The organism is Janthinobacterium sp. BCJ23 (assembly GCF_059617945.1).
Map to the genome: position 1 here is coordinate 153362 of NZ_JCAQAW010000006.1, position 16025 is coordinate 169386.

Annotated in this window: 15 protein-coding genes; 3 read left to right on the top strand and 12 right to left on the bottom strand. The window is 66.5% G+C overall.

Annotated features, from left to right (window positions below; genetic code table 11):
* Positions 1-9 precede the first annotated feature (9 nt).
* The 3 genes from AC54AG_RS19475 to AC54AG_RS19485 are packed head-to-tail and all read right to left on the bottom strand — an operon-like array spanning position 10 to position 2586.
* On the bottom strand, positions 10-1068 hold the full coding sequence (locus tag AC54AG_RS19475) for an HD domain-containing phosphohydrolase (protein WP_496631349.1): 1059 nt from the start codon (positions 1066-1068) through the stop codon (positions 10-12).
* 51 nt (positions 1069-1119) lie between these two features.
* Entirely contained in the window at positions 1120-1623 is a 504-nt protein-coding gene (locus AC54AG_RS19480; protein ID WP_219329458.1) for a chemotaxis protein CheW, read from the bottom strand.
* Between the two features lie 60 nt (positions 1624-1683).
* The gene (locus AC54AG_RS19485; RefSeq protein ID WP_496631350.1) at positions 1684-2586 is read right to left on the bottom strand and encodes a sensor domain-containing diguanylate cyclase; all 903 of its coding nucleotides are present in this window, start codon (positions 2584-2586) and stop codon (positions 1684-1686) included.
* Between the two features lie 356 nt (positions 2587-2942).
* Here AC54AG_RS19485 and AC54AG_RS19490 point away from each other — a divergent pair, with 356 nt between their 5' ends.
* Positions 2943-3176, top strand: coding sequence for a hypothetical protein (locus tag AC54AG_RS19490; RefSeq protein ID WP_034751303.1), 234 nt, complete (start codon positions 2943-2945; stop codon positions 3174-3176).
* On the opposite strand, the gene gcvA is transcribed toward AC54AG_RS19490, so the two are convergent.
* The gene (gene gcvA / locus AC54AG_RS19495; protein WP_496631351.1) at positions 3173-4075 is read right to left on the bottom strand and encodes a transcriptional regulator GcvA; all 903 of its coding nucleotides are present in this window, start codon (positions 4073-4075) and stop codon (positions 3173-3175) included. The genes AC54AG_RS19490 and gcvA overlap by 4 nt on opposite strands.
* Positions 4076-4200: 125 nt before the next feature.
* On the opposite strand from gcvA, the gene AC54AG_RS19500 reads away from it, so the two are divergent.
* Both AC54AG_RS19500 and AC54AG_RS19505 read left to right on the top strand, forming a co-directional pair.
* Entirely contained in the window at positions 4201-4851 is a 651-nt protein-coding gene (locus AC54AG_RS19500; RefSeq protein ID WP_496631352.1) for a glutathione S-transferase family protein, read from the top strand.
* Between the two features lie 18 nt (positions 4852-4869).
* Positions 4870-5895 carry an LLM class oxidoreductase gene (locus AC54AG_RS19505; protein WP_496631353.1) on the top strand — a complete coding sequence of 342 codons (1026 nt, stop codon included), beginning with the start codon at positions 4870-4872 and terminating at the stop codon, positions 5893-5895.
* Between the two features lie 6 nt (positions 5896-5901).
* On the opposite strand, the gene AC54AG_RS19510 is transcribed toward AC54AG_RS19505, so the two are convergent.
* The 8 genes from AC54AG_RS19510 to AC54AG_RS19545 all read right to left on the bottom strand — a co-directional run bounded on the left by AC54AG_RS19510 (position 5902) and on the right by AC54AG_RS19545 (position 16000).
* Positions 5902-7188, bottom strand: a complete 1287-nt coding sequence (locus AC54AG_RS19510; protein ID WP_496631354.1) for a DUF445 domain-containing protein — start codon at positions 7186-7188, stop codon at positions 5902-5904.
* A gap of 59 nt (positions 7189-7247) precedes the next feature.
* Complete coding sequence (gene bcaP, locus AC54AG_RS19515; protein ID WP_034751289.1) at positions 7248-8645, bottom strand: branched-chain amino acid transporter BcaP; 1398 nt, start codon at positions 8643-8645, stop codon at positions 7248-7250.
* A 211-nt stretch (positions 8646-8856) separates the two neighbouring features.
* Positions 8857-10644 (bottom strand): MFS transporter, encoded by a 1788-nt coding sequence (locus AC54AG_RS19520; RefSeq protein WP_496631355.1) that lies wholly within the window; start codon positions 10642-10644, stop codon positions 8857-8859.
* 35 nt (positions 10645-10679) lie between these two features.
* Positions 10680-11774, bottom strand: a complete 1095-nt coding sequence (locus AC54AG_RS19525) for an N-acetylglucosamine-6-phosphate deacetylase (RefSeq protein ID WP_338678535.1) — start codon at positions 11772-11774, stop codon at positions 10680-10682.
* A 3-nt stretch (positions 11775-11777) separates the two neighbouring features.
* On the bottom strand, positions 11778-12545 hold the full coding sequence (locus AC54AG_RS19530) for a DeoR family transcriptional regulator (RefSeq protein WP_496631356.1): 768 nt from the start codon (positions 12543-12545) through the stop codon (positions 11778-11780).
* A gap of 35 nt (positions 12546-12580) precedes the next feature.
* On the bottom strand, positions 12581-13924 hold the full coding sequence (locus AC54AG_RS19535; protein ID WP_496631435.1) for a D-tagatose-bisphosphate aldolase, class II, non-catalytic subunit: 1344 nt from the start codon (positions 13922-13924) through the stop codon (positions 12581-12583).
* A 5-nt stretch (positions 13925-13929) separates the two neighbouring features.
* Positions 13930-14877: an ROK family protein gene (locus AC54AG_RS19540; RefSeq protein ID WP_496631357.1), complete on the bottom strand. Its 948-nt coding sequence runs from the start codon at positions 14875-14877 to the stop codon at positions 13930-13932.
* Positions 14864-16000: an AgaS family sugar isomerase gene (locus AC54AG_RS19545; RefSeq protein WP_496631358.1), complete on the bottom strand. Its 1137-nt coding sequence runs from the start codon at positions 15998-16000 to the stop codon at positions 14864-14866. Before AC54AG_RS19545 ends, AC54AG_RS19540 begins: the two co-directional genes overlap by 14 nt.
* Positions 16001-16025: the final 25 nt, after the last annotated feature.

The window sequence follows — 16025 nt, forward strand, 5'->3', positions numbered from 1 at the left end:
GCTCCTCGCTTACAGTGGGTGGGCGTGTGGCTGGACGGGGTCGGGCAGGCTGTCGCGGATGGCGAGCACCTCGCCCCAGGCGTCCAGGAAGGCGTCGAGGCACAGCGGGCAGAAATGGCTGCCCCGGTTTTCCTCGAGGTACTGGCGCGCCTGCGCCAGAGGCCAGGCCGGCTTGTACGGGCGCTCCGAGCTGAGCGCGTCGAAGACGTCGGCCACGGCGACGATGCGCGCCGATAGCGGTATCTGCTCGCCCGCCAGGCCGTCCGGATAGCCGCTGCCGTCATATTTTTCGTGGTGGCCGCAGGCGATTTCCTCGGCCAGGCGGATCAGCGGCGAGTCGCTGCCGGCCAGGATATGGCCGCCGATCTTCGCATGCAGTCGCATGATGGCCATTTCATCGGGATCGAGCCGCCCCGGCTTGAGCAGGATATGGTCGGGCGTGGCCAGCTTGCCCACGTCGTGCATGGGCGCTGCCTTGAGCAGCAGGTCCTGCCATTGCGCATCCATGCCCAGGTTCCTGGCGATCAGCGCCGAGTAGCGCGCCATGCGCATGATGTGGGCGCCCGTTTCCGGGTCGCGGAATTCGGCCGCCCGCGCCAGGCGCGTGACCAGTTCCATCTCCCTGGCCGTGACGTTGGCGATGGCCTGGGCCACTTCGTGTTCGAGCAGCTTGGCGCGGTCGGCCAGCATGGTTTGCGCCGTGCGCAGGGCCAGCAGGTTGCGCACGCGCAGGCTGAATTCGATGGTGTCGACGGGCTTGGTGAGAAACTCGGTGACGCCCAGCGAAAAGGCCTGCTTGCGCACGGAGCGGTCGTTTTCCGTGGTCACCATGATGATGGGGATGTCTGCCATGCCGCCCATCTTGCGGAAAATGCTGAGGAACTCGTTGCCCGACAGGCTGGGCATCCGGTAGTCGAGCAAGACCAGGTCCGGCACGTGCGATTCGCACCAGTACAGCGCATCGACGGGATCGCTCATGCAGACCGTCTCGATGCTGCTGGCCTTGGACGCCAGGGTCGATAGCAGGCTCAGGTTGGTGTCGTTGTCATCGACGATCAGGATGCTCATGGTGTCTCCGGCGGATGGCGGTCAGGTGGCGGACGGACGGCGGCGGCTGGTTCAGGCCGCCAGCTCGCCCGTGGCGTGCATGCCCAGGCCCGCCAGCAGGCTGTCCATGTCGAGCACGATCAGCATGCGCTCGTCGAGGGCGCCGATGGCCGTCACGTGGCCGGCCATGGCCGAACCGTGCAGCTGCGGCGGCGGCTTGATCTGCCCCGGCGCCAGCGGCACCACATCGGCCACGCGGTCGACCACGATGCCGGTGGCGCCATGCGCGAAGACGAGGATGATCACCACCGTCGAGGCATCGTACGCGGGCTCGGCCTGGCCCAGCGCGATGCGCAGGTCGGCCAGCGGCACGATGCTGCCGCGCAGGTGGATGAAGCCCTTGAGGAAGGCGGGCGCGTTGGCGATGCGGGTGACGGCGCCGTAGCCGCGGATTTCCTGCACCAGGCCGATGTCGATCGCGTATTCCTCCTTGCCGAGTCCGAAGACCAGCAATTCCCGTGCGCCCGCTTGCGCCCGTTGGCCCGCTGCGGCGGCATGTGTCGTCGTCGTTTCCATGTGCTTGCTCCTGTCAGGTGCTGCGTACTGCATGGGACTGCGAGGATCGCCGGGCGGGGTTCAAGCCTGCTCGACGCGGTTGCGGCCATTTTTCTTGGCCTGGTACAGGGCGGCATCGGCCTGCGTGAAGCCCGCTTTCCAGTCGCCGTCCGCAGGCAGCGGCGCCAGGCCGATGCTGATCGTCGCGGCGATGGGCGCGTGCTCGACATCGACCTGCGCCGCGGCCACGGCAAGGCGGATGCGCTCGGCCACCTGGCGCGCCCTGGCCAGGTCCGTGTGGGGGAACAGCAAGCCGAATTCCTCGCCGCCCACGCGGGCGACGACATCGGCGGCCCGTGCCTGGGCCAGGATGATGGCCGCGATGGCTTGCAGCACGGCGTCGCCGGCCGCATGGCCATGCTGGTCATTGACATGCTTGAAGAAATCGATGTCGGCGATGCCGATGGTCATCGGGTGGCCCGAGCGCTTCGAGCGCGCCGCCGTGCGCACGGCGGCGATTTCGAAGGCGCGGCGGTTGGGCAGCTGGGTCAGGGGATCGCTGAGGGCGATGCGCTGCAACTGCTGCCAGCGGGCCGCGTTCTGCTGTTCGATGGCCAGTTCGCGGCGCTGGTCGATGAAAAAGGCGCCCATGAAGTTTTCATCGTCGAGGGTGCCCAGGTCCATGGCCTTGAGCACGATGGGCAGCATCGTGCCATCGCGGTGGCGAATGGCGAAATGGCGCTTGTGGCCCAGCACCCTGGACTTCTTGTAGCCGGCCAGATACGCGCCGATCTGCGCGCCATGCTGCTCGCGCACGGCGTCGGGCAACAGCGCCTCGATCGGCTGGCCCGGCAAGCTGCCCGCGGCATAGCCGCTCAGCGCATACATGGCATCGTTCGCATAGCGGATGCGCGAGCCCGCATCGATGATGACGGCGGCGTCATCGGCGGCGTCGAGCAGGCGCAAGGCCAGGATTCTGTTCATCTGCTTGTCCCCTACAAAGAAGGTGGAGATACCGGGCGGTCGAGGCAAAGAGGTCTGCCGAATCGCCCTGGGCGCTCCTTTGCACTCATCATACATCAAATAAAAATGATTTCAACGAATATTGTGATTTCCATGATTTTATTTGGATTTTCGACACAGCTAAGTTCGGGGGCACATGGCGTAAACAGCTGATGCTGGGCCATTTCTTCCTATGGTGAGCAAAGTTTTCTTCTTCGTTTCGTTTGCTCACGGAAAGAGAAAATGATTTTTTCGTGAAATTATTTATTGTATTCGGTAAATTTATGTAGCAAAATTCAGTGAAGCAACACCATTCACTGTGGATAGAGGAGACGGACATGCATACGAAGATGTCGGCAAGAGGCAGCGTAGAGGCGGGCAAGGGCTATCCACACGGGGCGCAGGTGCGCCATGCATCGATGCAGCGCCTGAAGGCGATCGCTTACCTGGCCCTGCTGCTGGCCGTGGTGCCGGCCGCGGCCTGCATCGCCACGGGACGCGCCGGCATGCCGGCGCCGTTCAGCGCCATGTGCGGCGTGGTGTCGTGCGCGGCAGGCGAGCATGGACTCTAGCGCGCGGCCTGCGCCTCCTCGCGTATCCATGCCATGAATGCCTGGACGGCAGGGCGCGTGGCCGCGTCGGGCCGCGTCACCAGGTAGTAGGCAAAGCGCGCGGGCCAGGGCAAGTCCAGCACTTGCACCAGGCGTCCCGCGGCGATTTCCTCCTGCGCGTACAGCTGCGGCACCAGGGCCAGTCCCTGTCCCGCCTCGGCCGCGCGTATCAACAGAAAATCATCTTCGAAGGCCGAGCCGCGCCGCGCCCGCGCCGCATCCGCGCTGCCGTCCTGGGTGCCATGCGCGGCCAGCCACAAGGGCCAGTCGGCGCGGTCCGTATCGTGCAGCAGCGGGTAGCGCAGACAATCGCCGGGCGTGGTGATGGGCGGCTGGCCTGCCATGAGGGCGGGGCTGGCGACGGGCACCAGCACGGGTGCCATTAACCGCGTCACCTGCAAGCCCGGATACTCTCCCAGGCCGTGGCGCAAGGCCACGTCGACCCTGTCGCGGCGCAGGTCGACCAGCGCCGACGTGGCTTCCACGCGCACCTCGATTTGCGGGTGGCGCTGGTTGAAGCGGCCCAGGCGCGGCACCAGCCACGCGGCGGCAAAGGTGGCGACCGTGCTGACGGTGAGCGTCTGGCGCCCAGCCATGTCTTCCAGCGCCTGGCTGGCGCCGGCGATCTGCGCGAAGGCACCCAGCAGGGTGGGGTGGACCATGGCGCCCGCTTCGGTCAGGCGCAAGCCCTGGCGTTCGCGCGTAAACAGGGGCATGCCGACCCGTTCTTCCAGCAGGCGGATTTGCTGGCTGACGGCGCCCGACGTCACGTGCAGCGCTTCGGCGGCGGCCTTGATGCTGCCGCGCTGGCCCACTTCGACAAAGGCGCGCAGTGCCTGGAGCGGTAAAGGATGCTTCATCGATATAGTTTTTCTATAGTAAGACAGCAAAAATCATCGTTTCCATTCTCCGAAAATAAGAGCGAGGATGGCGGTGTTTGCAACGCTTATTTTACTTCAGTAAAACTATATCGACAGGATACTCCATGCACAGCATCACATCCCCGGCGGGTTCGCTTGAACTCTACACCGACAGCTCGCCCAACGGTTTCAAGGCCACCATCGCACTGGCCGAACTGGGCTTGCCGTATCAATTGCGCCATGTGCGTATCGAACAGGGCGAACACCGGCTGCCCGCTTTCCTGACCCTCAATCCGCACGGGCGCATTCCCGTGCTGGTCGACCACGAGACAGGCATTACCGTGTTCGAATCGGCCGCCATCCTGCTGTACCTGGCCGAGAAGACGGGGAGGCTGTTGCCTGCGGCGCCCGCGCAACGCTGGTCCGCCATCACCTGGCTGCAATTTCATGCGGCCAGCATGGGGCCGGTGCTGGGCCAGCGCGTGCATTTCGAGGTCGAGGAGAGAGGCGCGAATGCGGCCGCCACGGCACACTTTCGCCAGCTTTGCGGCGCGGCGCTGGCCACCATGGATGGCCGTCTGGCGGGCAACGCCTACCTGGCTGGCGACGGCTATTCCATCGCCGACATCGCCAGCTTCGGCTGGCTGCACATCGCCCGCATCGTCGGCTTCGATTTATCCGCCTGGCCCCACGTCAGCAGCTGGTACGCCCGCGTGGCGGCCCGCCCGGCCGTGCAGCTGGGCGTCACTATCCCCGCGCCCGCCACGGGCGCCTGATTTTTATCGAGGAACAGCATGAGCAATGACATCACGGAAGGCGCCTCGTCGCAGGCCTTCACGCAGCACCGCGGCTACCGCCGCATGTTCGCGCCCGGCGCGCTTACCCTCGGCATTTACACGCCGCTGCGTTTTTACCAGGGCGACATGCAGGCGCTGGCCGGCCAGGCCGACCTGGTCGCCGCCATGGACAGGCAAGGCTTCGCCGCCGCCTGGGTGCGCGATATTCCCCTGTTTGACCCGCGCTTCGGCGATGCGGGCCAGCTGTTCGACCCGTGGACCTATCTCGCCTACCTGGCGGCGCGCACGGACTCGCTGGCCCTGGCCACGGGCAGCGCCATTTTTACCCTGCGCCATCCCATCGACCTGGCCAAGGCGGCCGCCAGCATCGACCAGTTGTCGGGCGGGCGCCTGGTGCTGGGCACGGCCTCGGGCGACCGCGCCAGCGAATTTCCCGCGTATGGCGTGCCGTACGATACGCGCGGCGAACGCTATGCGCAGGCCGTGCACCTGTTCCGCCAGTTGCTGCGCCCTGGCCCCGCGCATGTCAGCAGCCCGCTGGGCAGGATCGAGGGCCTCGAACTGCTGCCCAAGCCCGTGGCGGGCGCCATTCCCCTGATCGTCACCAGTTCCTCGGGCCAGCCGCTTGAGTGGATAGGGCGCCATGCCGATGGCTGGCTGACGTATCCGGAAGCGACCGATACGCCGGACGGGCCGCGCCGGCTGGCGGAAAAGATCCGCGCCTGGCGCCAGTGCATCCCGGATGGCGGCTTCCGCCCGCACATGTGCAATGAGTGGCTGGACCTGGTGGACGACCCCGACTATCCGCGCACGCCCTTGCGCAGCGGCTATGTGCTGCGCACGGGGCGCAAGGGCTTGATCGATCTGCTGGGGGAATGGCAGGAAGCGGGTGTCAACCATGCGGCACTGGGCATCCAGCATGGCCAGCGTCCGGCCGCCGAGGTGCTGCAGGAACTGGCGCAGGAAGTGCTGCCGCATTTTCCGTCGCATGCGGCGCCGGCCAGCGCCGTGCCGCGCTGGTAAGTATGGCTAGAACGCCTGGCTGGCGGCGTAAATGAGCAAGCCGGCCAGGCCGCCCACGATGGTGCCGTTGATGCGGATGAATTGCAGGTCGCGCCCGATGGCCAGTTCGATGCGCTCGCTCATTTCTTCCTTGCTCCACAGGTCCAGGCGGGCGGCGATGAAGGCGCCCACTTCTCCACGGTAGCGGCGCACCAACGATCCGCTGCCGGCGACGATGGCGCCGTTCAGCCATGCCCGCGCATGGTCGTCCGTGCCCAGCACCCGGCCCGTGTTGCGCGCCAGGCTGGCGATCGCTTGCGCCAGCACGGGCTGGTCGGCGTGCAGGTCGGCCAGCACGCGCGTGCTGATGTGCTTCCACACGTCACCGAGCATGGCTTGCACCGTGTCGCTGGCGACCAGTTGCAGCTGGTAGCGGCGCACCGTGTCCTGCCACTGCGGATCGGCCTTCAGGTGCAGCGCGCTGTCGGCGATCCAGCCGGCGATGCGCTGGCGCAGCGGATGATCGGGATCGAGGCGCACGGCGATGGCGAACTTTTGCAGCGAGGCGATCATGCGCGGCTCATATGCTTTCACGGCTTTTTTGACCAGCGCGTTCTCGATCTGGAAGGCGCCCAGCACGAAGTCGCCGATGGCCGCGTGGTGCGCCTCGTCGTCGAGGTAGGCGGCGCCGCGGTCGAGCAGGAAGTCCAGCAATTCTTGCGGCTTGCCGTCGGCGATCAGCGCATCGATGCAGTCGGCCGCCACGTCCGACAGGTTCAATTGGCCGAGGTAGCCGCTGGCCTGCTGGCGCAGCAGGTGGCCCAGTTTGTCGTGGTCGGCCAGGGCCAGCAGCTGTTTCGCCACGCCGGCGCTGGCCATGCCCAGCTGCCGCGCGTGGGCCTCGTCGGCCAGCCAGGCGCCCAGGCGCGCGGCGGGGTCGGCTTGCGCGATGCGCTCGGCGATGCCTTGCTCGGTAATGAAATGGTTTTCCACGAAGGCGCCCAGGCTGCGCCCGATGTCGGCCTTGCTGTTCGGGATGATGGCCGTATGCCACAGAGGGATGCCGAGCGGGTGGCGGAACAGGGCGACGACGGCGAACCAGTCGGCGATCGCGCCCACCATGGACGCTTCGGCAAACGCTTCCACATAGCCCCAGGCCGGGTGGCCGCCGCGTTGCGAGCGGGCCACGGCAAACACCAGCGCGGCGAGCAGCAGCAAGCCAACGGCCAGCCACTGCATGCTGCGCAGGCGCGCGCGCTTGAGCTGGTCCGTGCTGTGGTCCAGCTGTTTGATGAGGTCGGGGGAGCGTTGCATCGATGGCGGTCTGCGGGGTTGCGAGACCGCCATCTTACTGCGATGGCGCAGTGGAGGGATTACTGTTGCGGATGCAGCAGCGAACGGCGGCGCGCGTAGCCGAAGTAGATGACCAGGCCGATCACGAGCCAGATGGTAAAGGCCACCCAGGTGACCCAGCTGAGGAAGGTCATCAGGCCCACGCACAGGATCACGGCCAGCGCCGGCACGTACGGCACGCCAGGGCAGCGGAAGGCGCGCGGCAAGTCCGGGCGCTTCTTGCGCAGCACCACGACGGCGACGGAGACCATCGTGAAGGCGGCCAAGGTGCCGATGTTGATCAGCTCAGCGAGGATGTTGAGCGGGATCACGGCGGCGATCAGGCCGAAGACGATGCCGACGAGCCAGGTGGCGAAGAACGGCGTGTGGAAGCGCGGGTGCACGGTCGACAGGCGCTTGGGCAGCAAGCCGTCGCGCGACATGGCGAAGATGATGCGCGTCTGGCCGAAGGCCATCACGAGGATCACGGTGGTCATGCCGAGGATGGCGCCCAGGTCGACGAAGCCGGCGATCCAGTTTTCACCCGCATACTGCAGGGCCAGCGAGACGGGATGGTCGACGCCGAGGAATTTTTGATATGGCACGATGCCCGTCATGATGGCCGACACCACGACGTACAGCACGGCGCACACGGCCAAGGATCCTATGATGCCGATCGGCAGGTCGCGCGACGGTTTTTTGACTTCCTCGGCGGCCGAAGTGACGGCGTCGAAGCCGATGAAGGCGAAGAAGACGAGGGCGGCGGCGCTCAGCATGCCGTGGTAGCCGAACGGCATGTAGGGCTGCCAGTTGGCGGGCTGCACGTGGCGCGCGCCGAAGATGATGAACAGCAGGACCACGCCTACCTTGATGGCCACCATGATGTTGTTCAGGCGCGCCGATTCGCGCACGCCCCAGCCCAGCATGGCCGTCAGCAGCAGCATGATGACGAGGGCCGGCAGGTTGATGAAGGTGGTCACGCCAGGCAGGGCACCGGGCGCTGCCGTCAGGGCGACGGGCAAGGCGATGCCAAAGCCTGACAGCAGCGACTGGAAGTAGCCGGACCAGCCGACGGAGACGGCGGCCGCGGCCAGGCCGTACTCGAGCAGCAAGTCCCAGCCTATCATCCAGGCGGCCAGCTCGCCCAAAGTGGCATAGCTGTAGGTGTAGATGGAACCGGCCACGGGCACGGTGGAAGCGAATTCCGCGTAGCACAGGGCGGCGAAGCAGCAGGCGACGGCCGCCACGACGAACGACAGCGACAGGGCGGGGCCGGCCGTCAGGGCGCCCGTGCCGGTCAGCACGAAAATTCCCGTGCCGACGATGGCGCCTATGCCCATGAGGACAAGGTCGAAGGGTCCCAGCACTTTCGCCAGACCTCCCGGTTTCTTGCTGTGGGCGATCATGTCATCCAAATTCTTGGTTCTAAATAAGCTCACTGTGTCTCCTGGTGGTTTTTGTCATGGCGCCATTGCCGCCTCGTGAGTAGCACGACGCAGCCAGATTCTAGCCCACGCGCCCTTGATTCCAGAAGGAAAACCGTACGGTGCCGTGCGCGCCAGCCCCGCAAACTTGTCCGGCAGGCAAAAAAACAGCCCCGGATGGTGGCCCGGGGCTGGAAAGGAGACTGCTACAGTTGGTTACTCTGGCTTACTTGGCAAAGTGCGCTTCGATCTCTTCCAAGGTCTTGCCCTTGGTTTCGGGGAGCAAAAACGCTGCCGTCAGGAAATACAGCACCGTGCAGCCGGCGCCAAAGAAGAACAGGGTCGAATAGCCGTGCAAGCCCACGGTCGGCAGGAAGATGGCGGCGATCACCGTCGAGACGAACTGGTTGACCAGCAGCGCGATGCTCATGCCGTTCGAGCGGATGCGCGTCGGCATCAGCTCGGACAGGGCCAGCCACACGCACACGCCCGGTCCCACGGCAAAGCTGGACACGAACACGCAGATGGCAATGGCCACCAGCCAGCCGTGCGTCGACGAGGGCACGGGGCCCAGGCTGGCCTTTTCAATGCGCAGCGGCGCTTCGCGTCCGGCGGCCGGGTCGGCGAACGGATTCAGGTGCAGCTTGCGGAAGAACACGCCGATCACGCTGTCAGGCTGCACGGCGTCGTCGCGGGCGATCGTCACCTGGCGCAGCACGGGGTCGTCGCTGCGCAAGCTTTTCACGTTGGTGAACGGGCCGTAGGCGTAGGCGATGGTCAGCTGCTGCGGCGTGCCGTCGGCCGCCGCGCCCAGAGCCGTCAAGGCGGCCGCATCGAGGTTCAGGGTCAGGCCATCGGCCTGCACTTGCGCGGCGATGGCGGGGCGCACGTCGGCCAGATGCGCTTCGGCGCCGCGGAACAGCAGGCCGGCCGCCAGCAGCGAGACGACGATGCCGCCCGTGCCCAGCATCAGCAGGAACTTGCGGCCCTTGCGGTCGACCAGCAGCACGGCCACCACCGTCATCACGGCATTGAGTACTTTCAGCAAGACGTCCGCCATATTGGCCGAGGCGCCCGACAGGCCGGCCTGGTTCAGGATATTGACGACATAGGCGAGGATGGAATTGATGCCCGTCGCCTGCGTGCAGGCGAGGATCAAACAAGCGAGCAGGAAGGGCAGCACGTAGCGGCGGCTCAGCAGCGGGTCTTTTGCCTTGCCGCTGGCCTTGGCCGTATTCTCGGGCGTATCTTGCATCTCGCGCAGCTCGATGTCGGCGGCGGCGGGCAAACGCGTGCGCAGCAGCGACTGGCGCGCCTGCTCGATGCGGCCCCGTTGCGCCAGCCAGCGCGGCGACTCGGCCAGCAGCAGGGCGCCGACGGTAAACACGAGGCCCGGCGTCAAACAGACCCAGAAGATGCTGCGCCAGGCCTGGTCCTTGGCCGTGAAGATGGCGGCGACGCGGCCCGCTTCCGGCAACGCTTGCGCGGCCTGCGTGGCCGTTTCCACCGTCTGCGCCTGCATCAGGCCGATCAGGGCGGCGGCCACCAGGCCGATGGTCAGCAGCAGCTGGAACAGGGCGGCGCCGCGTCCACGCTGCTGCGCGGGCAGGCATTCGGCCAGGTACAAAGGCACGACGACGCCGATCAAGCCGCCGCTGATGCCTTGCAGCAGACGGCCCAGCAGCAGCGGCGTGTAGCCGTCGGCCAGCGCGATCAGCGGGATGCTGGCGCTGAACAGGGCGCCGGCCAGGAACATCACCCAGCGCCGGCCCAAGAGGTCGGCCAGGGCGCCAGCGAACAGCGACGACAGCACGGAACCCAGCAGCACGGCGGCGACGATAAAGCTCAGCTGCTGGGCCGTCAGTTTCCAGGCCACGGAGGCCGTCGATTCCAGGTAGGGCAGGGCGCCGGCGATGATGCCGATGTCTATGCCGTACAGCAATCCCCCCATGCCGGCAATAAATAGCAGGTAGCGCATGGCCCACACGGGGGCCTTGTGTGACGTGTCGTGCATGGTAACTCCGGGACGGGGTTGAGGTTGTGGATGGTCTAGCGGGTGGAAAGATCGATGGCCGTGCCTTCGACGAAGACGGACACTGGCTGTAATTGGGAATCGAGGACGACGATATCGGCCCAGGCGCCCGGCGCCAATCGGCCCCGTTCGGATTCGCCCAGGTAGTCGGCCGGGTACAGCGACAAGCGGTTCGAGGCGTCGGCCAGGTCCAGGCCCAGGTCGACGAAATTGCGCAGGGCCTGGTCCATGGTCAGCACGCTGCCGGCCAGGGAACCCGTGGCCAGGCGCACGCAGCCCAGGCATTTGTAGACGCGCTGCGTGCCCAGGCCGTACTCGCCATCGGGCATGCCGGTGGCCGAGGTGGCATCCGTCACGCCGTACAGGCGCGGGATGGCGCGCAGGGCCGCGCGCAGGGCGCCCTTGGCCACGTGCTGCAGGTCGGGGATGATTTCCGCGTATTCGGCGTGCGCCAGCGCCGCGCCGACCATGCCCGGGTCGTAATGTGTCATGCCCGTCATGCCGTTGTACAGGTGGGTAAAGCCGGACACACCGGCGTTCAACGCGGCCACGCCTTCGTCATACGTGCCGGCGCTGTGGCCGATCTGCACGCGGATACCCATCGCCGCCAGCTGCGGGATCAGTTCCAGATGGCCGGGGATTTCCGGCGCCATGGTCAAGACCTTGATGGGGGCGATGGCGTGGAAGCGCTGCACCAGCGCCAGGCTGGCCTGCACGACGTCGGGCGGCTGCGCGCCCAGGCGGTGCAAATTCAAAAACGGTCCTTCCAGGTGCACGCCCAGCATGCGCGCGCCGTTGGCGGGGCGCTCGGCGATGACGCCGGCCAGGCCTTGCAGGGCGCGCAGGATCGACGGTTCTTTCGCCGTCAGGGTCGTGCCCAGCAGGGCCGTGGTGCCGTGGCGTGCGTGCACCTGCGCCACGGTGGCGCCCGCGTTCCCGCCTTCCATGATGTCGACGCCGGCCGCGCCATGCACGTGCAGGTCGATGAAGCCGGGCAGGATGGTCAGCGCGCTGTCGGCGGCAGGGTCTTCTTGTATCTGGACGATGCGCTGGTCAAAGGTGATGGTGCCCGTGATCCAGCCAGATGGGGTAAGGATTCTGCCGCTCAGCATGTGCTATTCCGCTATAAAAAGTTCGATGCCCAGCTTTTGCAGCCCTTCGCGGTACTCCTGGCTGATGCTGGCATCGGTGATGACGGTATCGACCCGGTCCAGCTGCACGATGCGGTGCAGGCTGACGCGGCCGAACTTCGAGGCGTCCGTGAGGACGATGATTTGCTTGGCCCGTTCCACCATCTTGTGGTTCAGGCTTGCTTCCGCTTCGTGGTGGGTGGTCACGCCAAACTGCAGGTCGAAACCGTCGACGCCCAGAAACAGCTTGTCGAAGCTGTAGGCCTGCAGACAGGTTTCCGCCTGGCTGCCCTGGATCGACAGCGACTGCTTGCGCAGCAGGCCGCCCGTCAGGATCAGGTCCACGCCGGGCGCGTCGGCCAGTTCCCACGCGATGTTCAGGCCATTCGTCGCCACCGTCACGCCCGTCGCATCGCGCAGATGGCGCGCCAGCGAGATGGTGGTGGTGCCCGAGTCGATGATGATGTTGTCACCCGGTTCCACCAGCCGCGCCGCATAGGCGCCGATGCGCTCCTTCTGCTCGTGGTTGATGGCGTCCTTCTGGCGTATCGTGTGTTCAAGCGGGGGCGTGCGCGTCAGGGTCGCGCCGCCGTGGCTGCGCGTGGCCATGCCTTGCGCTTCCAGCGCATTCAAGTCGCTGCGGATGGTGACCGCGGACACGCCGAGCTTTTCCACCAAGTCGGTCACTTGCACCGAGCCCTGCTGGGCAAGCATTTGGAGGATGGATTCACGGCGTTGGCTGGTATTTCGCATGGTGGCGGGCTCGGTAAAAAGTGAAAATACCGAGCTTAACAGATTGCCGCTTCGGCAATGACGGGGACTGCCGCATTGTGGTTGCAGGCGCGCGCATATTGCGCCAGCAAGCTGCCGATCTTGTGCTCGATCAGGGCCGGCGCCTGTGCCGGCAAACTGCCCTGCACCACGGCCAGATACTGTTCCGGCAAATGCTGGCTCAGGAGCGGCAGCGGAATGGCCACCGTATCCAGGTTGGCCAGCAGCTTGCCGACGGCGGCCGCCACTTCCGGCTCGCCCCAGTAATAGCGGCAACGGTCGCTCAAGCCGTAGCGGCGCATCAGGCGCTGCTCGTCCGGCGTGCCCAGGTAATGCTTGATCCAGTTCTTCGGCTTGGCCACCATCACGTCGTCGAGCACCTGCATCAGCTGCGAGGTGGCGTGCGCCGGCAGCAGTTCCTCCTCGATCTGGCACAGGGCGAACAGCGCCTCGCGCAGCGCGAAGGTGGCGGCCGGGCCCACTTTCAGGATGGCGAAATGGTCGCGCACCATGGCGTGCAGCGCCGTTTCGCGCTGGTAGTCGGTGGAATGGGCTTCGAACACGAGGCCCGGCTGCTCGGCGACAAAGGCAGACAGTTCGGCGGCGGCATCGGCATCGTAGTGCTGGATGCTGCTCTGGTCGAAATCGACACCCGGCTGCACCACCATGGCGATGACACGGCGCCAGGCGCCATGCAATTCCTTGTCGAGGAAGGCGCGACGGTGCACGTCGAGCGTACGGCGCGCGGCCTGCGGGCTGGTGACGGCGCCGGCCTGCGCCAGCGACGCTTCGCCGCCGGGAACCGGTACTTCCGTGCCGATCACGTAGACGGGCGGCGCGAAGCCGGCGGCCGCCGCCGCTTCCTCGGCGACGATGCACAGGCGCGCCGAACGGGCGGCCACGGTTTCGTCGTCGAGCTGCAAGGGGTCGTCGGCACAGCGCATGCTGCAATCGAGGTGGATCTTATGGAAGCCGGCCGACGCATATGCGGCGATCAGGGTTTCGGCGTGGTTCATCGCGGTGGCCGCATCGAGGTGCTGCCAGGCGTTCGGGCCCAAATGGTCGCCGCCCAGCACGAGGCGGCTGGCGGGGAAACCCTGTTCGCGGGCCAGTGCCAGTATGGTGTCGCGGAAAACGGCCGGTGTCATGCCCGTGTAGCCGCCGAACTGGTCGACCTGGTTCGACGTCGCCTCGACCAGCAGCACCGTGTCGTACTCGCTGGCCACGCGCATGGCGGCGCGTAGCACGCTCGGGTGGCTGCAGCAGACGGCGTACAGTCCCACGCGCTCGCCGCGGCGGTGCGCCTTGATCACTTGCTGGATCGGGGACAGGGTAAAAGTCGGGTTTTCCGCTTGCTTCATCATGTTTACGCCTTTGTATGTTGTCGTATCAAAAGGGCCGCGCCGCGCGCGCCGCCGGCGTCGCCAAAGCGGGGCGGCAGGATCGGCGGCACGTGCACGCCGGGGAACAGATGGCGCTTCACGGCGGCCGGCAGCTTGTCGTACAAATGCGGCAGCTTGGACAAGCCGCCGCCGAGCACGATGACGTGCGGGTCGTAGGCCAGCACGAGGCCGGCCAGCGCGTGGCCCAGCACGTCGAGGTGCACGGCCACCGTGCGCTGGGCCACGGCGTCGCCCATGTTGGCGCGGGCGACGATGGCCAGCGGCTCGGCGCCGTCGCCGCCAAAGTGGGCGTGGAGTTTGCGCATGGCGGGGCCGGAGACATAGCGCTCGAGGCAGCCCGCCTTGCCGCACGGGCAGTCGTAACCGGCCAGGCCGTGCTGCGCCAGCAGGGTGGCGGGCAGGCTCCAGTGGCCCCATTCGCCTGCCACGCCGTTAAAGCCGCGCAGCAGCTGGCCGCCCACGCAATAGCCGCCGCCGGCGCCCGTGCCGAGGATGGCGCCGAACATGCTGGCGGCATTGTCGGCCGCGCCGCCCTGCGCTTCCGACAGGGCGAAGCACTGGCAATCGTTGCCGATGGCGACAGGGCGTTTTAAGGCCTGCTGCAGGGTTTGCGCCACGAGGCGGCCGTTCAGGGCCGGCACGTTGGAACTGAGCTGGCGTCCGCTGGCGCTGTCGATCACGCCGGGCAAGCCGATGCCGACGGGCGCCGTCGTGCCCAGCGCCGCGTCGCCGCGTTCCACCAGGCCGGTGATGGCTTGCACGAAAGCGTTGAAATCGTCGCCGGGCGTGGCGACCCGTTCGCGGAACACTTCTTCCAGCGCGCCATCGCGGTCCGCAAAGGCGACCAGCTCTATCTTGCTGCCGCCGATGTCGATGCCGTGGTAGCCGGCTGTAGGATTAGAATTGGTCATGGCCATAGATGGTGACGCCTTGCACGACACGGTTGACGATGCCGCCGGCGAATGGATTGTCGGGGCGCAGTTGCAGCAGTGCGGACTGGTGCAGCGCATATTGCTGGGCCATCAGCAGCCACAGCGGGGCCAGCCAGGCGTCGGGCCAGGCCGGCGCATCGGCAGATAAGTCACCGCCGATACCGACAGTCAGGCACGTCTGCGCCACGCTGTCGCGCTGCAGTTCTTTCAATAGGTCGTCTTCGTACTGGCGCGCCAGCGGCTTGCTGCTGCGCAGCAGGATTACCAGCGACTCCGTGGTGACGGCCGATTTCGGGCCGTGGCGGAAGCCCAGCGGCGTATTTGCCATCGCCATCACGCGCCCGCCCGTCAATTCCAGGATCTTCAATGCGGCTTCCTTGGCCAGCGCCTCCAGCGGGCCGCTGCCCAGGTAGACGACGCGCCGCACCGGTGTCGAACCCAGGTCCGCCACGGGGGCAGACCAGTCGCGCAAGGCTTGCTCGCCCAGCTGTGCCAGGGTGTCCAGGCGAGACAGATCCGTGTCCTTGCCCAGTACCGACAGGGCCGCCAGCAGCATGCTGCTGAAACTGCTGGTCATGGCGAAGCCGCGGTCGCAGCTGCCTTCCGGCATCAGCAGGTTGTAGGTGTTGGCATCGTTCGCACCCTGGCGTGCCAGCTTGCCATCGGCGTTGCAGGTGATGTTCAAAAAGCGCGCGCCGGGCACGACCTGGCGCAGCAGTTCCACGGCCGCCAGGCTTTCCGGGCTGTCGCCGCTGCGGGCAAACGAGACGAGCAGGGTGGGCGCATCCGCTTCCAGGTACAGCTCGTGGTGGGTCAGCAAAGTCGTGGTGGCGATGGCGCGGATCTGCGCGGGCCAGGCCGCATTCAGGGTATCGACGACGATTTCGCCCACATAGGCCGAGCTGCCGGCGCCCGTCAGGATGACGCGTTGTTGGGGGTTCGACAGCGCGTCCCCGAGGAAGGCGGCCAGTGTCGCTTGCTCCTTGCGCAAGATGCCGGCCAGCGCGCGCCAGATGGCTGGCTGGTGGGCGATTTCCTCGGCCGTGTGCAGGCCGCCGATGTCGCGCCAGGTTTGAATGTCACGCTGAAGAAGGGTAGTCATGAGAGGTCAGTAAAGTGTTTGTTGG